Source organism: Streptomyces marianii, from assembly GCF_005795905.1.
In the GTDB taxonomy this organism is placed as follows: Bacteria; Actinomycetota; Actinomycetes; order Streptomycetales; family Streptomycetaceae; genus Streptomyces; species Streptomyces marianii.
The window spans coordinates 4103879-4119248 of sequence record NZ_VAWE01000001.1; the positions used below are offsets into that span (position 1 = coordinate 4103879).

The 15370-nt window shown below is 71.9% G+C and carries 13 protein-coding genes and 2 pseudogenes; 3 read left to right on the forward strand and 12 right to left on the reverse strand.

Going from position 1 to position 15370, the window contains the following annotated elements; all coding sequences use genetic code 11:
* Positions 1-51 precede the first annotated feature (51 nt).
* The gene (locus tag FEF34_RS18390; RefSeq protein WP_138054144.1) at positions 52-591 is read left to right on the forward strand and encodes a bacterial proteasome activator family protein; all 540 of its coding nucleotides are present in this window, start codon (positions 52-54) and stop codon (positions 589-591) included.
* A 121-nt stretch (positions 592-712) separates the two neighbouring features.
* Here FEF34_RS18390 and FEF34_RS18395 read toward each other — a convergent pair whose 3' ends face one another.
* The 7 genes from FEF34_RS18395 to pdhA form a co-directional block, all read right to left on the reverse strand.
* Positions 713-1705, reverse strand: coding sequence for an NAD(P)H-quinone oxidoreductase (locus FEF34_RS18395; protein ID WP_138054145.1), 993 nt, complete (start codon positions 1703-1705; stop codon positions 713-715).
* A gap of 9 nt (positions 1706-1714) precedes the next feature.
* Positions 1715-2791, reverse strand: coding sequence for a potassium channel family protein (locus FEF34_RS18400; protein ID WP_138057567.1), 1077 nt, complete (start codon positions 2789-2791; stop codon positions 1715-1717).
* A gap of 20 nt (positions 2792-2811) precedes the next feature.
* Entirely contained in the window at positions 2812-4245 is a 1434-nt protein-coding gene (locus tag FEF34_RS18405; protein WP_138054146.1) for a molybdopterin molybdotransferase MoeA, read from the reverse strand.
* Positions 4242-5195: an NTP transferase domain-containing protein gene (locus FEF34_RS18410; protein WP_234042449.1), complete on the reverse strand. Its 954-nt coding sequence runs from the start codon at positions 5193-5195 to the stop codon at positions 4242-4244. Before FEF34_RS18410 ends, FEF34_RS18405 begins: the two co-directional genes overlap by 4 nt.
* A 76-nt stretch (positions 5196-5271) precedes the next feature.
* Positions 5272-6795 carry a dihydrolipoamide acetyltransferase family protein gene (locus FEF34_RS18415; protein ID WP_138054148.1) on the reverse strand — a complete coding sequence of 508 codons (1524 nt, stop codon included), beginning with the start codon at positions 6793-6795 and terminating at the stop codon, positions 5272-5274.
* Positions 6795-7808 carry an alpha-ketoacid dehydrogenase subunit beta gene (locus FEF34_RS18420; RefSeq protein WP_138054149.1) on the reverse strand — a complete coding sequence of 338 codons (1014 nt, stop codon included), beginning with the start codon at positions 7806-7808 and terminating at the stop codon, positions 6795-6797. Before FEF34_RS18420 ends, FEF34_RS18415 begins: the two co-directional genes overlap by 1 nt.
* Complete coding sequence (gene pdhA, locus FEF34_RS18425; RefSeq protein ID WP_138057568.1) at positions 7805-8965, reverse strand: pyruvate dehydrogenase (acetyl-transferring) E1 component subunit alpha; 1161 nt, start codon at positions 8963-8965, stop codon at positions 7805-7807. Before pdhA ends, FEF34_RS18420 begins: the two co-directional genes overlap by 4 nt.
* Before the next feature lie 214 nt (positions 8966-9179).
* Here pdhA and FEF34_RS18430 point away from each other — a divergent pair, with 214 nt between their 5' ends.
* Positions 9180-9695 (forward strand): Lrp/AsnC family transcriptional regulator, encoded by a 516-nt coding sequence (locus tag FEF34_RS18430; protein WP_138057569.1) that lies wholly within the window; start codon positions 9180-9182, stop codon positions 9693-9695.
* Between the two features lie 175 nt (positions 9696-9870).
* Here the strand turns inward: FEF34_RS18430 and FEF34_RS18435 are convergent, their stop codons facing one another.
* Both FEF34_RS18435 and FEF34_RS18440 read right to left on the reverse strand, forming a co-directional pair.
* On the reverse strand, positions 9871-10464 hold the full coding sequence (locus FEF34_RS18435) for a TetR/AcrR family transcriptional regulator (protein ID WP_138054150.1): 594 nt from the start codon (positions 10462-10464) through the stop codon (positions 9871-9873).
* On the reverse strand, positions 10461-12011 hold the full coding sequence (locus FEF34_RS18440; protein ID WP_138054151.1) for a 3-hydroxyacyl-CoA dehydrogenase: 1551 nt from the start codon (positions 12009-12011) through the stop codon (positions 10461-10463). Before FEF34_RS18440 ends, FEF34_RS18435 begins: the two co-directional genes overlap by 4 nt.
* Before the next feature lie 124 nt (positions 12012-12135).
* Between FEF34_RS18440 and paaN the strand changes: the two genes are divergently transcribed.
* On the forward strand, positions 12136-13797 hold the full coding sequence (gene paaN / locus FEF34_RS18445) for a phenylacetic acid degradation protein PaaN (protein WP_138054152.1): 1662 nt from the start codon (positions 12136-12138) through the stop codon (positions 13795-13797).
* 59 nt (positions 13798-13856) lie between these two features.
* On the opposite strand, the pseudogene FEF34_RS18450 reads toward paaN, so the two are convergent.
* From FEF34_RS18450 to FEF34_RS18460, 3 genes and pseudogenes are all read right to left on the reverse strand, one after another.
* Positions 13857-14048: pseudogene (locus FEF34_RS18450) on the reverse strand (hypothetical protein); the annotation flags it as partial.
* 7 nt (positions 14049-14055) lie between these two features.
* A complete protein-coding gene (locus FEF34_RS18455; RefSeq protein ID WP_138054153.1) occupies positions 14056-14838 on the reverse strand; it encodes a TrmH family RNA methyltransferase in 783 nt (260 codons plus the stop codon).
* Positions 14839-15141: 303 nt separating this feature from the next.
* A pseudogene (locus FEF34_RS18460) lies at positions 15142-15357 on the reverse strand (rRNA methyltransferase); the annotation flags it as partial.
* Positions 15358-15370 lie beyond the last annotated feature (13 nt).

Sequence of the window (15370 nt, forward strand, 5' to 3'; positions counted from 1 at the left end):
GGTGCGGGGGCACACCGTGGGGGGAACCACAGGTGCGAGAGAATGGACGGCATGGAGATGCCGAGGAGTGAACGGTCGCAGGAGAGTCCCCCGGTCCTCATCGTGGGACAGAACGGGATGGCGCTCGGCGGCGGTGAAGGTGACGGCGAGCCTCGCGAGGTCCCGGTGACGGAGATGGTCGAACAGCCCGCGAAGGTCATGCGGATCGGCAGCATGATCAAGCAGCTGCTGGAGGAGGTGCGCGCGGCACCTCTGGACGAGGCGAGCCGGGTCCGGCTGAAGGAGATCCATGCGAGCTCGGTGAAGGAACTCGAGGAAGGGCTGGCCCCTGAGCTCGTCGAGGAGCTTGAGCGGCTCTCGCTTCCGTTCACCGACGAGACCGTGCCCTCGGAGGCCGAGCTGCGCATCGCGCAGGCCCAGCTGGTCGGCTGGCTCGAAGGGCTCTTCCACGGCATCCAGACGGCGCTGTTCGCCCAGCAGATGGCGGCCCGCGCCCAGCTCGAGCAGATGCGCCGTGCGCTCCCCCCGGGTGCTCCGACCGACGACGACCCCCTCCACGGCGGCGCCGCCCGCTCGGGCCCCTACCTCTGAGTTCCCCCACGCAGAGCGGCCCCGTCCTTCGCAAGGGCGGGGCCGTCGTCATCGGCGCGCGCTCCGCACCGGCACGGAGCGGGACGGTGGGGGCCGGTCCTCCGGCCCGGGTGGGCCCGGTTCAGCGCTGCCAGGCCGGGGCCACCAGCAGCACCTTGCCCACATGGGCGCCGGACTCCAGGATCCGGTGCGCCTCGGCCGCCTCCGGCATCGGCAGAGCACGGTCCACCACGGGCTTCACCGCCCCCACCTCGATGAGCGGCCAGACGTGCTCCCGCACGGCGGCGACGATCGCCGTCTTCTCGTGCAGCGGCCGAGCGCGCAGCGATGTCGCGGTCACCGCGCCCCGCTTGCCCAGCAGCACCCCGAGGTTCAGCTCGCCCTTCACCCCGCCCTGCAGCCCGATCACGGCCAGACGCCCGTTGACGGCCAGCGCACGCACGTTCCTGTCCAGGTACTTGGCGCCGATGATGTCGAGAATGACATCGGCCCCGGCACCGTCGGTAGCCTTCCGCAGCTCCTCGACGAAGTCCTGCTCGCGGTAGTCGATCAGGATGTCGGCGCCCAGCTCGGCGCAGCGCGCCAGCTTCTCCGGCCCTCCAGCGGTAACGGCCACACGTGCGCCCACCGCCTTCCCCAACTGGATGGCCATCGTGCCGATCCCGCTGGCGCCGCCGTGTGCCAGCAGCGTCTCACCGGGCCGCAGATGGGCGACCATGAACACGTTGGACCAGACGGTGCACGTGACCTCGGGCAGTGCCGCCGCCGTGATCAAGTCGACGCCTTGGGGCACCGGGAGCAGCTGGCCGGCGGGCACGACCACCCGCTCCGCGTATCCGCCGCCCGACAGCAGCGCGCACACCTCGTCGCCCACGCTCCATCCGGAGACTCCGGAGCCGACGGACACGATCCGGCCCGAGCACTCCAGCCCCGGATAGGGGGACGCGCCGGGCGGCGGGTCGTAGAAGCCCTGCCGCTGGAGGACGTCCGCGCGATTGACGGCGCTCGCGGCAACCTCGACGAGGACCTCCCCCTGGCCGGGTTCGGGGTCCGGTGCCTCCGCCCAGACCAGCGCCTCGGGACCACCTGGTTCGGGAATCGTGATCGCGTCCATGGCGCGAGGCTACTCCGGCTTGGCGTTGCCGCCGCCCCGCACCGCACCGGGCAGCGCCTTCGTCGCACGCACGATGGTGATGACCCGGTCCGTCAGCTGGAGCGGACTGGCCTCGGGGTCGTCGTAACCGAGCAGCCGGTGCCCGCGCAACACGCTGACCACCAGGTCTTCCACCTCCCGGACGTTCTTGCCGACCTCGCTCTTTATCACCGGCCGCTCGACGATATCGAGCCCGCTGCCCTGTTGGATCAGGTCTTCCATCACCGTGCCCGCGTACGGGCTGAGCACGGACAACCCGAGGAGGCGGCCCGCCGCGCTGGCGCTGGTGATCACCGCGTCGGCGCCGGACTGACGCAGCAGAGGCGCGTTCTCCTCCTCCCGGACCGCGGCCACGATCTTCGCTCCCCGGTTGAGCTGCCGCGCGGTGAGCGCGACCAGGACCGCCGTGTCGTCGCGCTGGGTGGCGATGATGATCTGCCGTGCCCTCTGCACCTCGGCCCGGAGCAGCACATCGCTCCGGGTCGCGTCGCCGATGACACCCGTGAAGCCGTCCGCGTTCGCCGCCTCGATCACCTTGGAGCTCGGGTCGACGATGACGACCTGCGCCTTCTGCAGGCCCGTCGCACACAGGGTCAGCAGTGCGGAGCGCCCCTTCGTGCCGAAGCCGATGACGACGGTGTGGTCACGCAAGGTGGACCTCCAACGGTTCAGCCGCCACTCCTCCCGGGTCCGTTCCGTGAGGACCTCGAGAGTGGTACCGACCAGAATGATCAGAAACAGCACGCGCAGCGGCGTCACCAGCAGCACATTGATCAGGCGCGCACTGTCGCTGTGCGGAACGATGTCGCCGTAGCCCGTGGTGGAGAGCGTCACCGTGGAGTAGTAGACGGCGTCGAGGAAGTCGACCTTCTGGTCGGCGTTGTCGTAGTAGCCGCCGCGGTCCAGCCAGACGATGAGCACCGTCAGTACGAGGACGAACAAGGCCAGCAACAGCCGCTTGGTGACCTGCCGCAGCGGTCTTTCGACGGTCTGCTTGGGCAGGTGCACCCGTGAGACGGCCAGTTGTTCGTCCGCTTGCCGGGCCATCGCGTCATGGCCGGGAAGTTTCACGTGAAACACCCTTCGGAGCTCGGTGGCCAGGTGAGATCGAGGATCTCCAGCTCGTCGCCGGGCCGCCCTCCCCCGGGAGGCACGACGGCGAGACCGTGTGCGGCGGCGATTCCCCGCAGCATGGCCGGACCGCGGTAGTGCAGCGGTACGACCTTGTCGCCGCGGTACACCACCGGCACCAGCCGGGTGTCCTGCGGATGTCCGTGGATCTCGTCCCTCAGGGACGCGCGATACGGCGCCGGGGTTGCCTGCCCGGACCGCCGGCGCAGCAGGGGCTCCGCGAGCGTGAGCAGTCCGGAGACGGCGGCGAGCGGATTCCCCGGCAGTCCCACCAGATGGCGGCCCGGAGCGAGCCTGGCCAGGAGCATCGGATGCCCGGGCCGTACGGCGACGCCGTCGACCAGCAGCTCCGCACCCGCCTTGCGCAGCACGGGGTGGACATGGTCCACCGGTCCCGCGGCCGTGCCGCCCGTGGTGATGACGAGATCGGCGGCTGACTCGGTGACGGCCCGCTGCAAGGCGTCCGCGTCGTCGCCGACCCTGCGGGTACCGGTCACGTCGGCCCCGAGGGCGCGCAGCCAGGGAGCGATCATCGGCCCGAGCGCATCACGGATCAGCCCGTCGTGCGGCAGCCCTTCGGTGAGCAGCTCATCTCCCAGGACGAGCACCTCCACCGTCGGACGGAGCACCGTGAGCAGTTCGTCGTAGCCGGCGGCGGCTGCGAGACCGAGTACGGCAGGGGTGACCAGCGTCCCTTCGGCCAGCAGTCGGTCGCCGGAGCGGCATTCCTGGCCCCGGGGCCTGATGTCCTGACCGTGCAACACCCGCCGCTGGGCGTGCAGATGACCGCTGTCGGTCCGGGCGTGCTCGCTGCGGATCACTGCGGTGGCGCCGGGCGGGACGCGGGCACCCGTCGCGATCCGTACGGCCGTGCCGTCCGCGAGGGTCCCGGCCTCCTCGCGCCCCGCGAGGAGGCCGCCGTCGCCGGACATCACCGTCCACGGTCCCGGGCCCGCGACCGCCCAACCGTCCATGGCGGAGGTGTCGAACGACGGCAGATCGACGAACGCGGTGAGCGGAGTGGCGAGCACCCTGCCCAGGGAGGCGGCGAGGGGATCTCGCTGGGTGCGCAGCACCCCGGCACGTCCGGCACGGGACGCGACGGCGCGTGCCTCGTCCCAGGGCATGCCACGGCGCCGTCCGCGGAGGGCGTCCCGTCCCGGTGCGGACGGCTCCTGACGCCCCGGCGAGGTCGGGGACCGCCTTCCCACCAACGCGAGAGCGTCCTCCATGCCGTCGTCGCCCTCCACCATCGGGGCGGAGGCACGGTCATCGGACCGGTCGTGGGACACGGGACAGGGCGCCGACTCACCGGTGCCGCCCTGCCCGGTGGCGCCGGAAGCACCGAGATCATGGTCCTGCGCGGTCATCGGCTGCCGGCCCCGTCGCTGCGGTCCGGACCGTTCCGGCCGTCCTCACGTCCGTCCGCCCCTGCCTTGTCGGCCGCGGCTCCGTCCGCCTCGGCGGCCTCGGCGGCCTCGGCGGCCCACCGTCCGGCCAGCGCCCCGGCCTTGCGGGCCGCCTCGGCGACCGCCTGGGCATCGTCACCGCCGGCCCTCGCCGCCGCATAGCCGACGAGGAAGGTGGTCAGCGGAGCCGCGGGCCGGGCTACGCCATGGGCGGCGTCCCGGGCGAGGTCGAGCAGCAGTCCCGTGTCCACCTCGAGGTCGATGCCGAGTTCGTCCTTGACTGCGGTGATCCATTCATCCAGCACGTTCCCATGCTCCCTGATCCTGGCCCGGGCTGTGACGATGTCCTCCCAGGTGTCGCAGTCGTACGCGGCGAGCGGTCCGGCGGCCACCCGGTCCAGGTCGAGTTCGGACGTCAGCAGACGCAGCGGCAGCCCCGAGAGACCGCCGTGCTCGGCGGCGATCAGGGCCAGTTCGCGATGGAGCGGTTCCGCGCGGTACGCCGCGACGAGCGACTGGTCCCGGCCGTCGGCATCGACGAGGAGCGCACCCTCTCGCCCTCCGGAATCCACGGCGTCGACCAGCCGCCGCACCGTCCCGTCGTCGAGGAAGGGGAGATCTGCGGAGAGCACCACGACGGTGGGGGCGCCGGTCCGGCGGAGGCCCGCGTGGAGCGCGGCGAGCGGCCCGCCGCCCGGCGGGGTCTCGCGGGTCCAGGTCACCGGGCGCGCGGTCGGCCGCCGCCCGCCGACGACGACCGTGCGCCCGGCGCCCCGGCTTGCCCTCAGCACCCGGTCGAGCAGCGTCCGGCCGCCGACGCTCACCCCCGGTTTGTCCGCGCCGCCGAGCCGCTCGGCATCCCCTCCGGCGAGCACGATGGCGTCGTAGTCCGCTTCCGCATCGGCAGTCACCCCAGAAGTATGGGCGTGACCGCCGATACGGAACCACTCGGCCCCGCCGACGCGGGTTTCCCGCGATACCGCGCGATCAGAGAGTGCGCAGCAGCACCGCGGGCTGCTCCACGCAGTCCGCCACGTACCGGAGGAAGCCGCCGGCCGTGCCTCCATCGCACACCCGGTGGTCGAACGTGAGCGAGAGCTGCACGACCTGGCGGACGGCGAGCTGTCCCTCGTGCACCCAGGGCTTGGGCACGATACGGCCGACACCGAGCATGGCCGCCTCCGGGTGGTTGATGATCGGCGTGGAGCCGTCGACCCCGAACACGCCGTAGTTGTTCAGCGTGAACGTGCCGCCCGTGAGGTCGGCCGGAGTGAGGCTGCCCTGGCGGGCCTTGTCGGTGAGCCGCGCGAATTCCTCGGTGAGCGACTCCGCCGGGCGGTCCTGTGCGTCACGGACGACCGGGACGACCAGGCCTCGGTCGGTCTGGGCCGCGAAGCCGAGATGGATCCCGGGCAGCCGCACGATCTCCCTCGTTTCAAGATCCACCGTGGAGTTGAGCTCCGGGTGGCGGGTGAGCGCCGCCGTGCAGATACGGGCCAGCAGAGCAAGCAGCGAGATCTTCGGCCCACCCGCCGCGTTCATGGCCCTGCGGGCGGCCATGAGTTCGGTGGCGTCCGCGTCGACCCAGCAGGTCGCGTCCGGAATCTCCCGGCGGCTGCGGGACAGCTTGTCCGCGACGGCGCCACGCACCCCGCGCAGCGGAATCCGCTCACCGGTGGCCGGGCCGCGCGCGGCGCCGATCGCCGGTGCGGGTTCGGTGGCGGGAACCGGCGGTTGTGCCGCGATGTGCTGCTCGGCCGCGCCGGCACGGGCCCGCACGGCGTGCTCCACGTCCACGCGCAGGACCAGCCCGTCCGGCCCGGACCCCCGCAGTGCCCGCAGATCGACCCCGTTGTCCCGGGCCAGCCGCCGCACCAGCGGCGAGATGACCGCGACCGGACCTTGGTGGGCGGGCGGGACGGCTTCGAGGACGACGTCGCCCTGGGCGGGGGTGCCGCGCGGCGCGTCGGGCGCCGGGCTCTCCACGGCGCTGTCCCAGACCGGTTCGTGTCCCGCGGTGGACGCCCCGGACGTCCCGCCCGGCACGGGTCCGGGAGCCGACGCGACGGGTCCACCACCGCTCGCGGTGCGTGCGTCGCCCGTGGGGGCGGACCTGCCGCCGGTGAGCGCCGGCGGGCGGACCCTCCGGCGGCGGGCCGCCGGTGCACCCGTCCCGTAGCCCACGAGGACGTTGCCCGAGGACTCCGCCTCCTGGCTCGCGGCGGTGCCGGCACCCTCGGCGGAGCCGCCGGGGACGGGCTCCGTCGCGCCCACCGCGACGGTGAGCAGGGGAGCCCCGACGGGAAGCTCCGCCCCTTCGTCACCGAAGCGCTGCGTGACCACACCCGCGTACGGGCAGGGCACCTCGACCATCGCCTTGGCCGTCTCGACCTCGACGACCGGCTGGTCGATGGCGACGACATCGCCCACGTCCACCAGCCAGCGGACGATCTCCGCCTCGGTCAGGCCCTCACCGAGGTCCGGCAGCCTGAATTCGAGCACCTGGGCCATCAGCTCTCCGCCTCCCACTGCAGCCGTGCCACGGCGTCCAGTACCCGGTCCACACCCGGCAGATGGTGACGCTCCAGCATCGGCGGCGGGTAGGGAATGTCGAAACCGGCCACCCTCAGCACGGGGGCCTCGAGGTGGTGGAAGCAGCGCTCGGTCACCCTGGCCGCGATCTCGCCGCCCGGACCGCCGAAGCCCGTCGACTCGTGGACGACGACGGCCCGGCCCGTGCGGCGCACGGAGGCGCACACGGTCTCGTCGTCGAACGGCACGAGCGAACGCAGATCCACTACCTCCAGGTCCCAGCCCTCGGCCTCGGCGGCCTCCGCCGCCTCCATGCAGACCGGCACGGAGGGACCGTAGGTGATGAGCGTGGCGCTGCGCCCCTGGCGGCGCACCACCGCGCGGCCGATGGGTTCCACGGCCGCCGGGGCGTCCGGCGACCAGTCGGCCTTGGACCAGTAAAGCCGCTTCGGCTCCAGGAAGACCACCGGGTCGTCGGAGGCGATGGCCTCCCGCAGCAGTCCGTACGCGTCCTCGACCGTCGCCGGCGTGACGACGTGGAGCCCCGGAGTCGCCATGTAGTACGCCTCGGAGGAGTCGCTGTGGTGCTCGACGCCTCCGATGCCGCCGCCGTAGGGCACCCGCACGGTGATCGGCAGCGGCATCGCCCCGCGCGTCCGGTTGCGCATCCGGGAGACATGGCTGATCAACTGCTCGAACGCCGGATAGGCGAAGGCGTCGAACTGCATCTCGACGACGGGACGCAGCCCGTACATCGCCATGCCGACGGCCGTGCCGAGGATGCCCGCCTCGGCCAGCGGGGTGTCGGTGCACCGGTCCTCGCCGAACTCCTTGGCGAGCCCGTCCGTGACCCGGAAGACCCCGCCGAGGGTGCCGACGTCCTCGCCCATGACATGGACGGTCGGATCCTCGGACATGGCGTCGCGCATCGCGCGCTGGAGAGCCTGCGCCATCGTGGCGGGCTTGGCCTGCCGTGCGGTTGCCGTGCTCATCGTGCGTCACCCTCCGCGCCGTGGGCGCCCTCTCCGCCCTCGGCGTCGATCTCGGCCCGCAGCTGGGCGGCCTGCTCCCGCAGCTGACCGGTCTGCTCGGCGTACACGTGCTCGAACAGGTCCATCGGGTTCAGCACGGGATCCGCGTTCATCCGCTCCCTCAGCCGGGCGGCCATCGCCTCGGCGGCCTCGGCGGCCGACCGTACTCCGTCCTCGTCGAGCAGTCCCCGGCTCGTCAGCTCCGCCTCCAGCAGCCGGATCGGGTCGTGCTCGCGCCAGGCCTCGACCTCGCTCTCACCCCGGTACCGGGTGGCGTCGTCGGCGTTCGTGTGCGCGTCGATGCGGTAGGTGATCGCCTCGACGAGGGTCGGACCGCCGCCCCGCCGGGCCCGTGCGACGGCTTCGCCGAGCACCTCGTGCACCGCCGCCGCGTCGTTGCCGTCGACGAGCCGACCGGGCATTCCGTACCCCACGGCCTTGTGCGCGAGGGACGGGGCCGCGGTCTGCTTGGACAGCGGCACGGAGATCGCGAAGCCGTTGTTCTGCACGAGGAAGACGACCGGCGCCCGCCAGACGGCGGCGAAGTTGAGCGCCTCGTGGAAGTCACCCTCGCTGGTGCCGCCGTCGCCGACCATGGCGAGCGCCACGACGTCGTCGCCCTTGAGCCGCGCGGCGTGGGCCAGACCCACGGCATGCGGGAGCTGGGTGGCGAGCGGGGTGGACAGCGGGGCGACGCGGTGCTCGTTCGGGTCGTAACCGGTGTGCCAGTCACCGCGCAGCAGCGTCAGTGCCTGCACCGGGTCGAGCCCGCGGGCCACGGCGGCGAGGGTGTCCCGGTAGCTGGGGAACAGCCAGTCGCGCTCCTCCAGCGCGAGGGCGGCGGCGACCTCGCAGGCCTCCTGACCTGTGCTCGACGGATACACGGCGAGTCTGCCCTGCTTGGTGAGGGCGGTCGCCTGCGCGTTGTACCTGCGGCCGCGGACCAGCTCCGCGTACAGCCGCAGAAGCAGCTCGGGGTCGGCCCCGGCGGCGGCGTCGGTGCCGAGGACCCGGTACGGCTCCGGGTCGGGAAGCAGCGGCGCAGGGTCGGTGCGGGGCTTCCAGGCGGGCGGCGGGGTGGGCCGGTAGGCCGCACCCGGCCGCTCCTGGACCGTCATGCTGCTCTTCTTCAACGCGAGCACCTCCTCGTGGGAGCGGGCATAAGGACCCATGAAGGGCGCGGAGTGTGAGGCGCCTCACCTACCGATTGTTCGGTCGTGGGCGCATTTTGGCTACAGGCACCTCCAGCCTGTGGACAAACGGTTCTCCACAGCCTGGGATAGGAGCAGGTCGTCCACGGCGGAAAGGTGGGGGGACGTGACAGCTGAACAAATGGCCGACGACGGGGACCGCACGGTCTACGCAGCGGTGCCCGGCGCGGACCAGGGGCGGCCGGCGCGCACCCTGGACGCGATCGACCGCGACATCCTCCGCATCCTCCAGACGGACGGCCGCGCCTCGATACGGTCCGTGGCCGAACGCGTCCACGTGTCGCGGGCCAACGCCTACGCCCGCATCAACCGGCTGATCGACGACGGAGTGATCCGGGGCTTCAGCGCACGGGTGAACCACGAGCGCGCCGGCCACGGCGCCTCGGCCTACATCACCCTCAAGATCGTCCAGAACTCGTGGCGGACGGTGCGCGAGCAGCTCCAGGCACTGCCCGGGGCCGCCCACATAGCGCTGGTCAGCGGCGACTTCGACGTGCTGCTCCTGGTCCACACGCCGGACAACCGCACCCTGCGGGAACTCGTGCTGACCAGGCTCCAGGCGATCCCCGAGGTGCTCTCCACCCGCACACTGCTGGTCTTCGAGGAGACGGACCTGGATCCGGACCCGGTGCGCTGACGCCCGTGCGGGCGCTCGTCACCGTACCCGGCACGCGGCGGTGCCCCGCCGGACCGGACCACGGCGAGGCCGTCCGACCAGACGCACCCCGGCCCCGGGCGGGATCCGGGCCCGCGACGCCGTACGCCCGTGGCACACGAACCCCACGCCCGCGGTGCGGGGCGCGGGCCCTGGCTCAGGACGCCGTGCGCAGGCCGTCGAAGGCCAGCCGGACCACCGCGTCCGCGACCTGCTGCCGGTCGTAGCCGGTTCCGGCCTGCGGCCTGTACCACTCCACCAGGGAGTTGACCATGCCGAACAGCAGCCGCGTCGCCAGCCTCGTGTCCATGTCCGCGCGCAGGTCGCCGTCCGCTGCGGCCGCCTTGAGGAGATCGGCGACCCGGTGGTCGAACTCGCGGCGCCGTTCCATGGCCCACCGCTCGGTCCTGGTGTTGCCCCGGACCCGCAGCAGCAGCGTGACGTAGGGCAGCTCCGCCATCAGCACCTCGACGGTGCGGCGGGTCACGTACTCCACGCGTTCCAGCGCCCGTCCGCGCGTCGCGCCCGGCTCCTCGAGGATCCCGAAGAGCCCGTCGAGGGCGCGGCTGACGGCCCGCCTCAGCAGTTCCTCCTTGCCGGCCACGTGGTGGTATATCGACGACTTGGAGATGCCCGCGGCCTTGGAGAGGTGCTCCATGGAAGTGCCGTCGTAACCGCGTTCGTTGAAGACCCCGACGGCGACGGACAGCAGCGTCTCCGGGGTGTACGTGTCGCGCTTCGCGGTCGTCATGAGGCCTGCTCGCCCTTCATCCGAACGTACGACTGGCGATAGAGGCCCAGTGACGGCGCATAGCGGCCGGTCGGCACGCGCGCGTGGAGTTCGTCGAGGAGCTCGTGGGCCCAGGCGCGGCCCAGCCGGTGCCCCCATTCCACGGGGCCGACCGGGTAGTTGACCCCGAGCCGCATGGCGGTGTCGACGTCCTCCGGGGAGGCGACCCCCTTGGCGACGGCGTCGGCCGCGGCGTCCACGAGCATCGCGACCGTCCGCGCGACGATCATGCCGGGAACGTCGCCGATGACGCTGACCTTCTTGCCGAGGGCCTGGAAGAGGCCGATCGACTGCCGCAGGGTCTCCCAGCCGGTGACCTCCGAAGCGGACAGGGCGATCCTGGTCGCCGACCGGTAGTCGAGGGCCAGGTCGAAGTAGACGACGTCACGGAACTCCGCCGACGTCTGCCCGTCCGCGAGCACGAGCTGCCCGCCGCTCGGGAGCAGCATGCGGGTCCCTCGGTCCTCGTCCTCCTCGTGCACCGTGATGCCGGACTCCCGGCACAGCGTGATCAAGGCCCGGGCCGGCCCCAGGTCGCCCTCCACGGTGATGTGCGGCGGGGGCTCGGTCGCCGGGGCGGTGTGCGGCTCGGGACGCTCCGCGCCGTCCTCGTAGGCGTACCAGCCGTGGCCCGACTTGCGCCCGAGGCGGCCCGACTCCACGAGACGGCGCTGGGCGAGCGACGGCGCGAACTTGGGGCTCCGGAAGAACGACTCCCACACGGAGCGGGTGACCGCCTCGTTGACGTCCTGGCCGATCAGGTCGGTGAGCTCGAACGGGCCCATCCTGAATCCGCCGCACTCGCGCAGGATCGCGTCGATGGTGGCGGGGTCCGCGCCGCGCTCCTCGTGGACCGCGAAGGCCTCGGCGTAGAACGGCCGGGCGATGCGGTTGACGATGAACCCGGGGGTGTCCGCACAGCGGACCGGGGTCTTGCCCCACGCCTTCGCCGTCTCGTGTGCGCGGGCGGCCGCGTCCTCGTCGGTGGCGAAGCCGCTGACGACCTCGACCAGCGGAAGAAGCGGCGCCGGGTTGAAGAAGTGCAGTCCGACGAAGCGTCCTGGACGGCGCAGCGCGCCCGCGACGGCGGTGACGGACAGGGAGGAGGTGTTGGTGGCGAGGAGGCAGTCGTCGGCGACGACCTCCTCGAGCGCACGGAAGAGCTCCTGCTTGACGGCGAGGTCCTCGACGACGGCCTCGATGACGAGCGCGCTGTCCGCGAGCTCGGCGATCTCCGTCGTTCGCGTCAGCCGGAGGGCCGCGGCGCCGCGGGCCTCCTCCTCCAGCCGCCCCTTCTCGACCAGCCGCTCCAGGCGGGTCAGGATCGCGCCCGCGCCGGACTCCGCCTGGCCGGGGGCGACGTCGTAGAGGCGCACACGGTGGCCGGCGAGCAGCGCGACCTGCGCGATGCCCTGCCCCATGGTGCCGGCGCCCACGACGGCGACGGTGCGGCCGGGGGCGATGGCGTCGGTGCCGCTCGGGCCCCCGGCGGCGTCGGTGACGGTCATGGCAGTGATCCTCCCCTACGAGTCATCCACAGGATCTGCGGACCCCCCTTGTCCCGACCGATCGTTCGGTTACTCTAACTCTGTCCGCGTTCCCCTGCCCAGCTCACCGAGGAGTTGGTCTGCCATGCAGCTGACCGAGACCCACCGGCCGACGCTCGACCGGGCTCTCGAGGCGATCCGCACCCGGGCGTACTGGTCGCCCCACCCCGAGCATCCGAAGGCGTACGGCGAGACCGGCGCTGCCGACGGCCTCGCGGCGTACCAGGCCCTGCTCGGCTCGCGTTTCGAGCTCGACCAACCCGGCACCGACGGCTGGACCGGCGGAGAGGTGTCGCCGTACGGACCGGAGCTGGGCATCGAGTATCCGCATCCGGACCTCGACGTCCTGCTGCCGGCGATGCGCGCGGGCATGGCCGCCTGGCGCGACGCGGGCCCGGAGACGCGCGCCCTGGTCTGCCTGGAGGTCCTGTCGCGCATCAGCGCCCGCACCCACGAGTTCGCCCACGCGGTCATGCACACGAGCGGCCAGGCGTTCATGATGGCGCTCCAGGCCGGCGGCCCGCACGCCCAGGACCGCGGTCTGGAGGCGGTGGCGTACGCCTATGAGGAGCAGACGCGCACGCCGCAGACCGCCGACTGGTCCAAGCCCCAGGGCAAGCGGGACCCCCTGGAGCTCCGAAAGGCCTTCACGGCCGCCCCGCGCGGCATCGCGCTGCTGATCGGCTGCAACACCTTCCCGACGTGGAACGGCTACCCGGGCCTGTTCGCCTCGCTGGCCACCGGCAACCCCGTGCTGGTGAAGCCCCACCCGCGCGCGGTCCTCCCGCTCGCCATGACGGTCCGGATCGCCCGTGAGGTGCTGGGCGAGGCGGGCTTCGACCCGAACCTGGTGGCCCTGGCCGCCGAGCGCCCCGGCGAGGGCATCGCCAAGACGCTCGCACTCCGCCCGGAGATCAAGATCATCGACTACACCGGGTCGACCGAGTTCGGCGACTGGCTCGAGGAGAACGCCCGCCAGGCCCAGGTCTACACGGAGAAAGCCGGCGTCAACACGGTGGTGATCGACTCCACCGACGACTACAAGGGGATGCTGTCGAACCTGGCGTTCTCGCTGTCCCTGTACAGCGGCCAGATGTGCACCACCCCGCAGAACCTGCTCATTCCGCGCGACGGCATCACCACGGACGCCGGCCCCAAGTCGTACGACGAGGTCGTCGCCGACATCGCGGCCTCCGTGAGCGGTCTGCTCGGCGACGACGGCCGGGCGAATGCCCTGCTGGGCGCCCTGGTGAACCCGGACGTGAAGGCGCGCCTCGAGGCTGCGGCGGGTCTGGGCGAGGTGGCACTGCCCTCCCGCGAGGTCGCCAATCCGGAGTTCCCCGACGCCGTCGTGCGCACACCCGTGATCGTGAAGCTGGACGGTGCCAAGCCGGACGACGAGGCGTCGTTCATGTCCGAGTGCTTCGGGCCGGTGTCCTTCGCCGTCGCGGTCGACTCGACGAGCGACGCGCTGGAGCTGCTGCGCCGCACGGTGCGCGACAAGGGCGCGATGACGGTCGGCGCGTACACGACCTCGGCGGAGACCGAGCGTGCGGTCGAGGAGGTCTGCCTGGAGGAGTCGGCGCAGCTCTCCCTGAACCTCACGGGCGGCGTCTATGTGAACCAGACGGCGGCGTTCTCGGACTTCCACGGCTCCGGGGGCAACCCCGCGGCCAATGCGGCCCTGTGCGACGGCGCCTTCGTGTCCAACCGCTTCCGCGTGGTGGAGATCCGCCGCCAGGCCTGACCTCCGGTTCTTGCGGCCCGGCCCGCGCGAGCGGGCCGGGCGTCGCTCTCACGGGCGGGTCAGGACTCCGGAGGGACGTCCCCGTACCGCTGGATCCAGGAGTGCGTGGCGATCGCGGCGGCCGCGCCGGCGTTGATCGAGCAGGTGGAGGCGAACCGGGGATCGAGCACACCATGGCGGCGCCGCCCCACACCGTGGATCTCCTTGGCCAGGGTGGCGTTGGCGGTCCTGACCACGGAACCGATGCCGAAGTATCGGTTACATAGCAGGGCTGGAGAGCGATGAGTCGTCTTGGGGACCTCCCCAGTGGAACAAAGCCATGGCCACGCTGGTCGCAAGGTTGTAGCTCGACACCTGGGGCCGCATAGGAAGGGCCAGCAGTTTGGTTGCCCGGCCTCGGAGCTCAGGCGAGACCCCGTGCCGCTCGGAGCCGAACACAAGCAGCGCGTCACCGGGGATGGCCACGGACCTGATGTCCTCCCCCTCAGGGTCCAGGGCATACATCGGGCCTGGTGGCAGATCGTTGAAGGGGAGCCGTTCGACGGCGGTCGCAAAGTGCAGACCCGCGCCCGCCCTCACCGCGTTGGGGTGCCAAGGGTCCACGCCACCGGTGGTGACGACGCCTGTGGCCCCAAAACCGGCAGCAAGACGAACCACGGCCCCGACATTCCCAAGATTGCGCGGGTTGTCCAGAACGACGATCGGTGACGTCCTCGGCAACCGCACCAGCCCCGCCAGGTTCGTCTGCCGACTTCGCCTGGTGGCCAGAGAGACCACCTGCGTAGGGTGAACCCTCGGCACCAGTTTCCGCAGGGTTTGCCCGGGTACTTCGACGACAAGATCCCTCATGCGGTCCGTCACGTCGTCGGCGAGCGAATCGGCCAACGCCAGGGCGGCTTCCTTGTCGCTGGTGACTGCGACTCGTACGTCCGCTCCGAAACGAAGCGCGTGCTTCAGCGCATGGAAGCCGTCAAGCAGCACAGCGTCGGGTGCGGCCTCACTCCACTTCCGTACAGCCCTCGTGGCCTCGTCATCGCTCATCGACTCAGGCTACGACGCCAGTCAGCTGCTTCACCGCATCGCACAACGCCCTCAGGGCCAGCTCCGTCGTTTCGGTGTGGGTTCGGGGCTCTACGCGTTCGGGCTCCTCGGCACACCCGGCACGGTCGGCTGTCGCGTCGCAGACAAGCTGTGCGACAAGACCCTCCTGCCGGGGCTGAGTACCCGGTTCGTCAGGGCACGGACCGGATGTCCTCGGTGACGAAGCACCCCGTTATGGACACAGCGGACTGCCTCGGTGAGCTGCGGGCCACCGGAAAGGGCATGCACAGCGGCCAGCTTCAGGCCCCAGTTCTCCACGGCCACGTGGAAGTCGTGCCGCCGGGTGTCCAGGCCGACGACGATCGCCTCCCGCGTCCAGTAGCGGTACCGGTCGACCACGTTCCGCCGGTCCCCGGCCGCGAGCAGTTCGGGATCGTACGGCGCCCCGTCCGGCCACGGGGCCGGATGGGGACCGACGCCCACCTCCGGGCCGTAGCCGTCGTCGTACCGAACGGGTTCAGGGTCTCGGTGC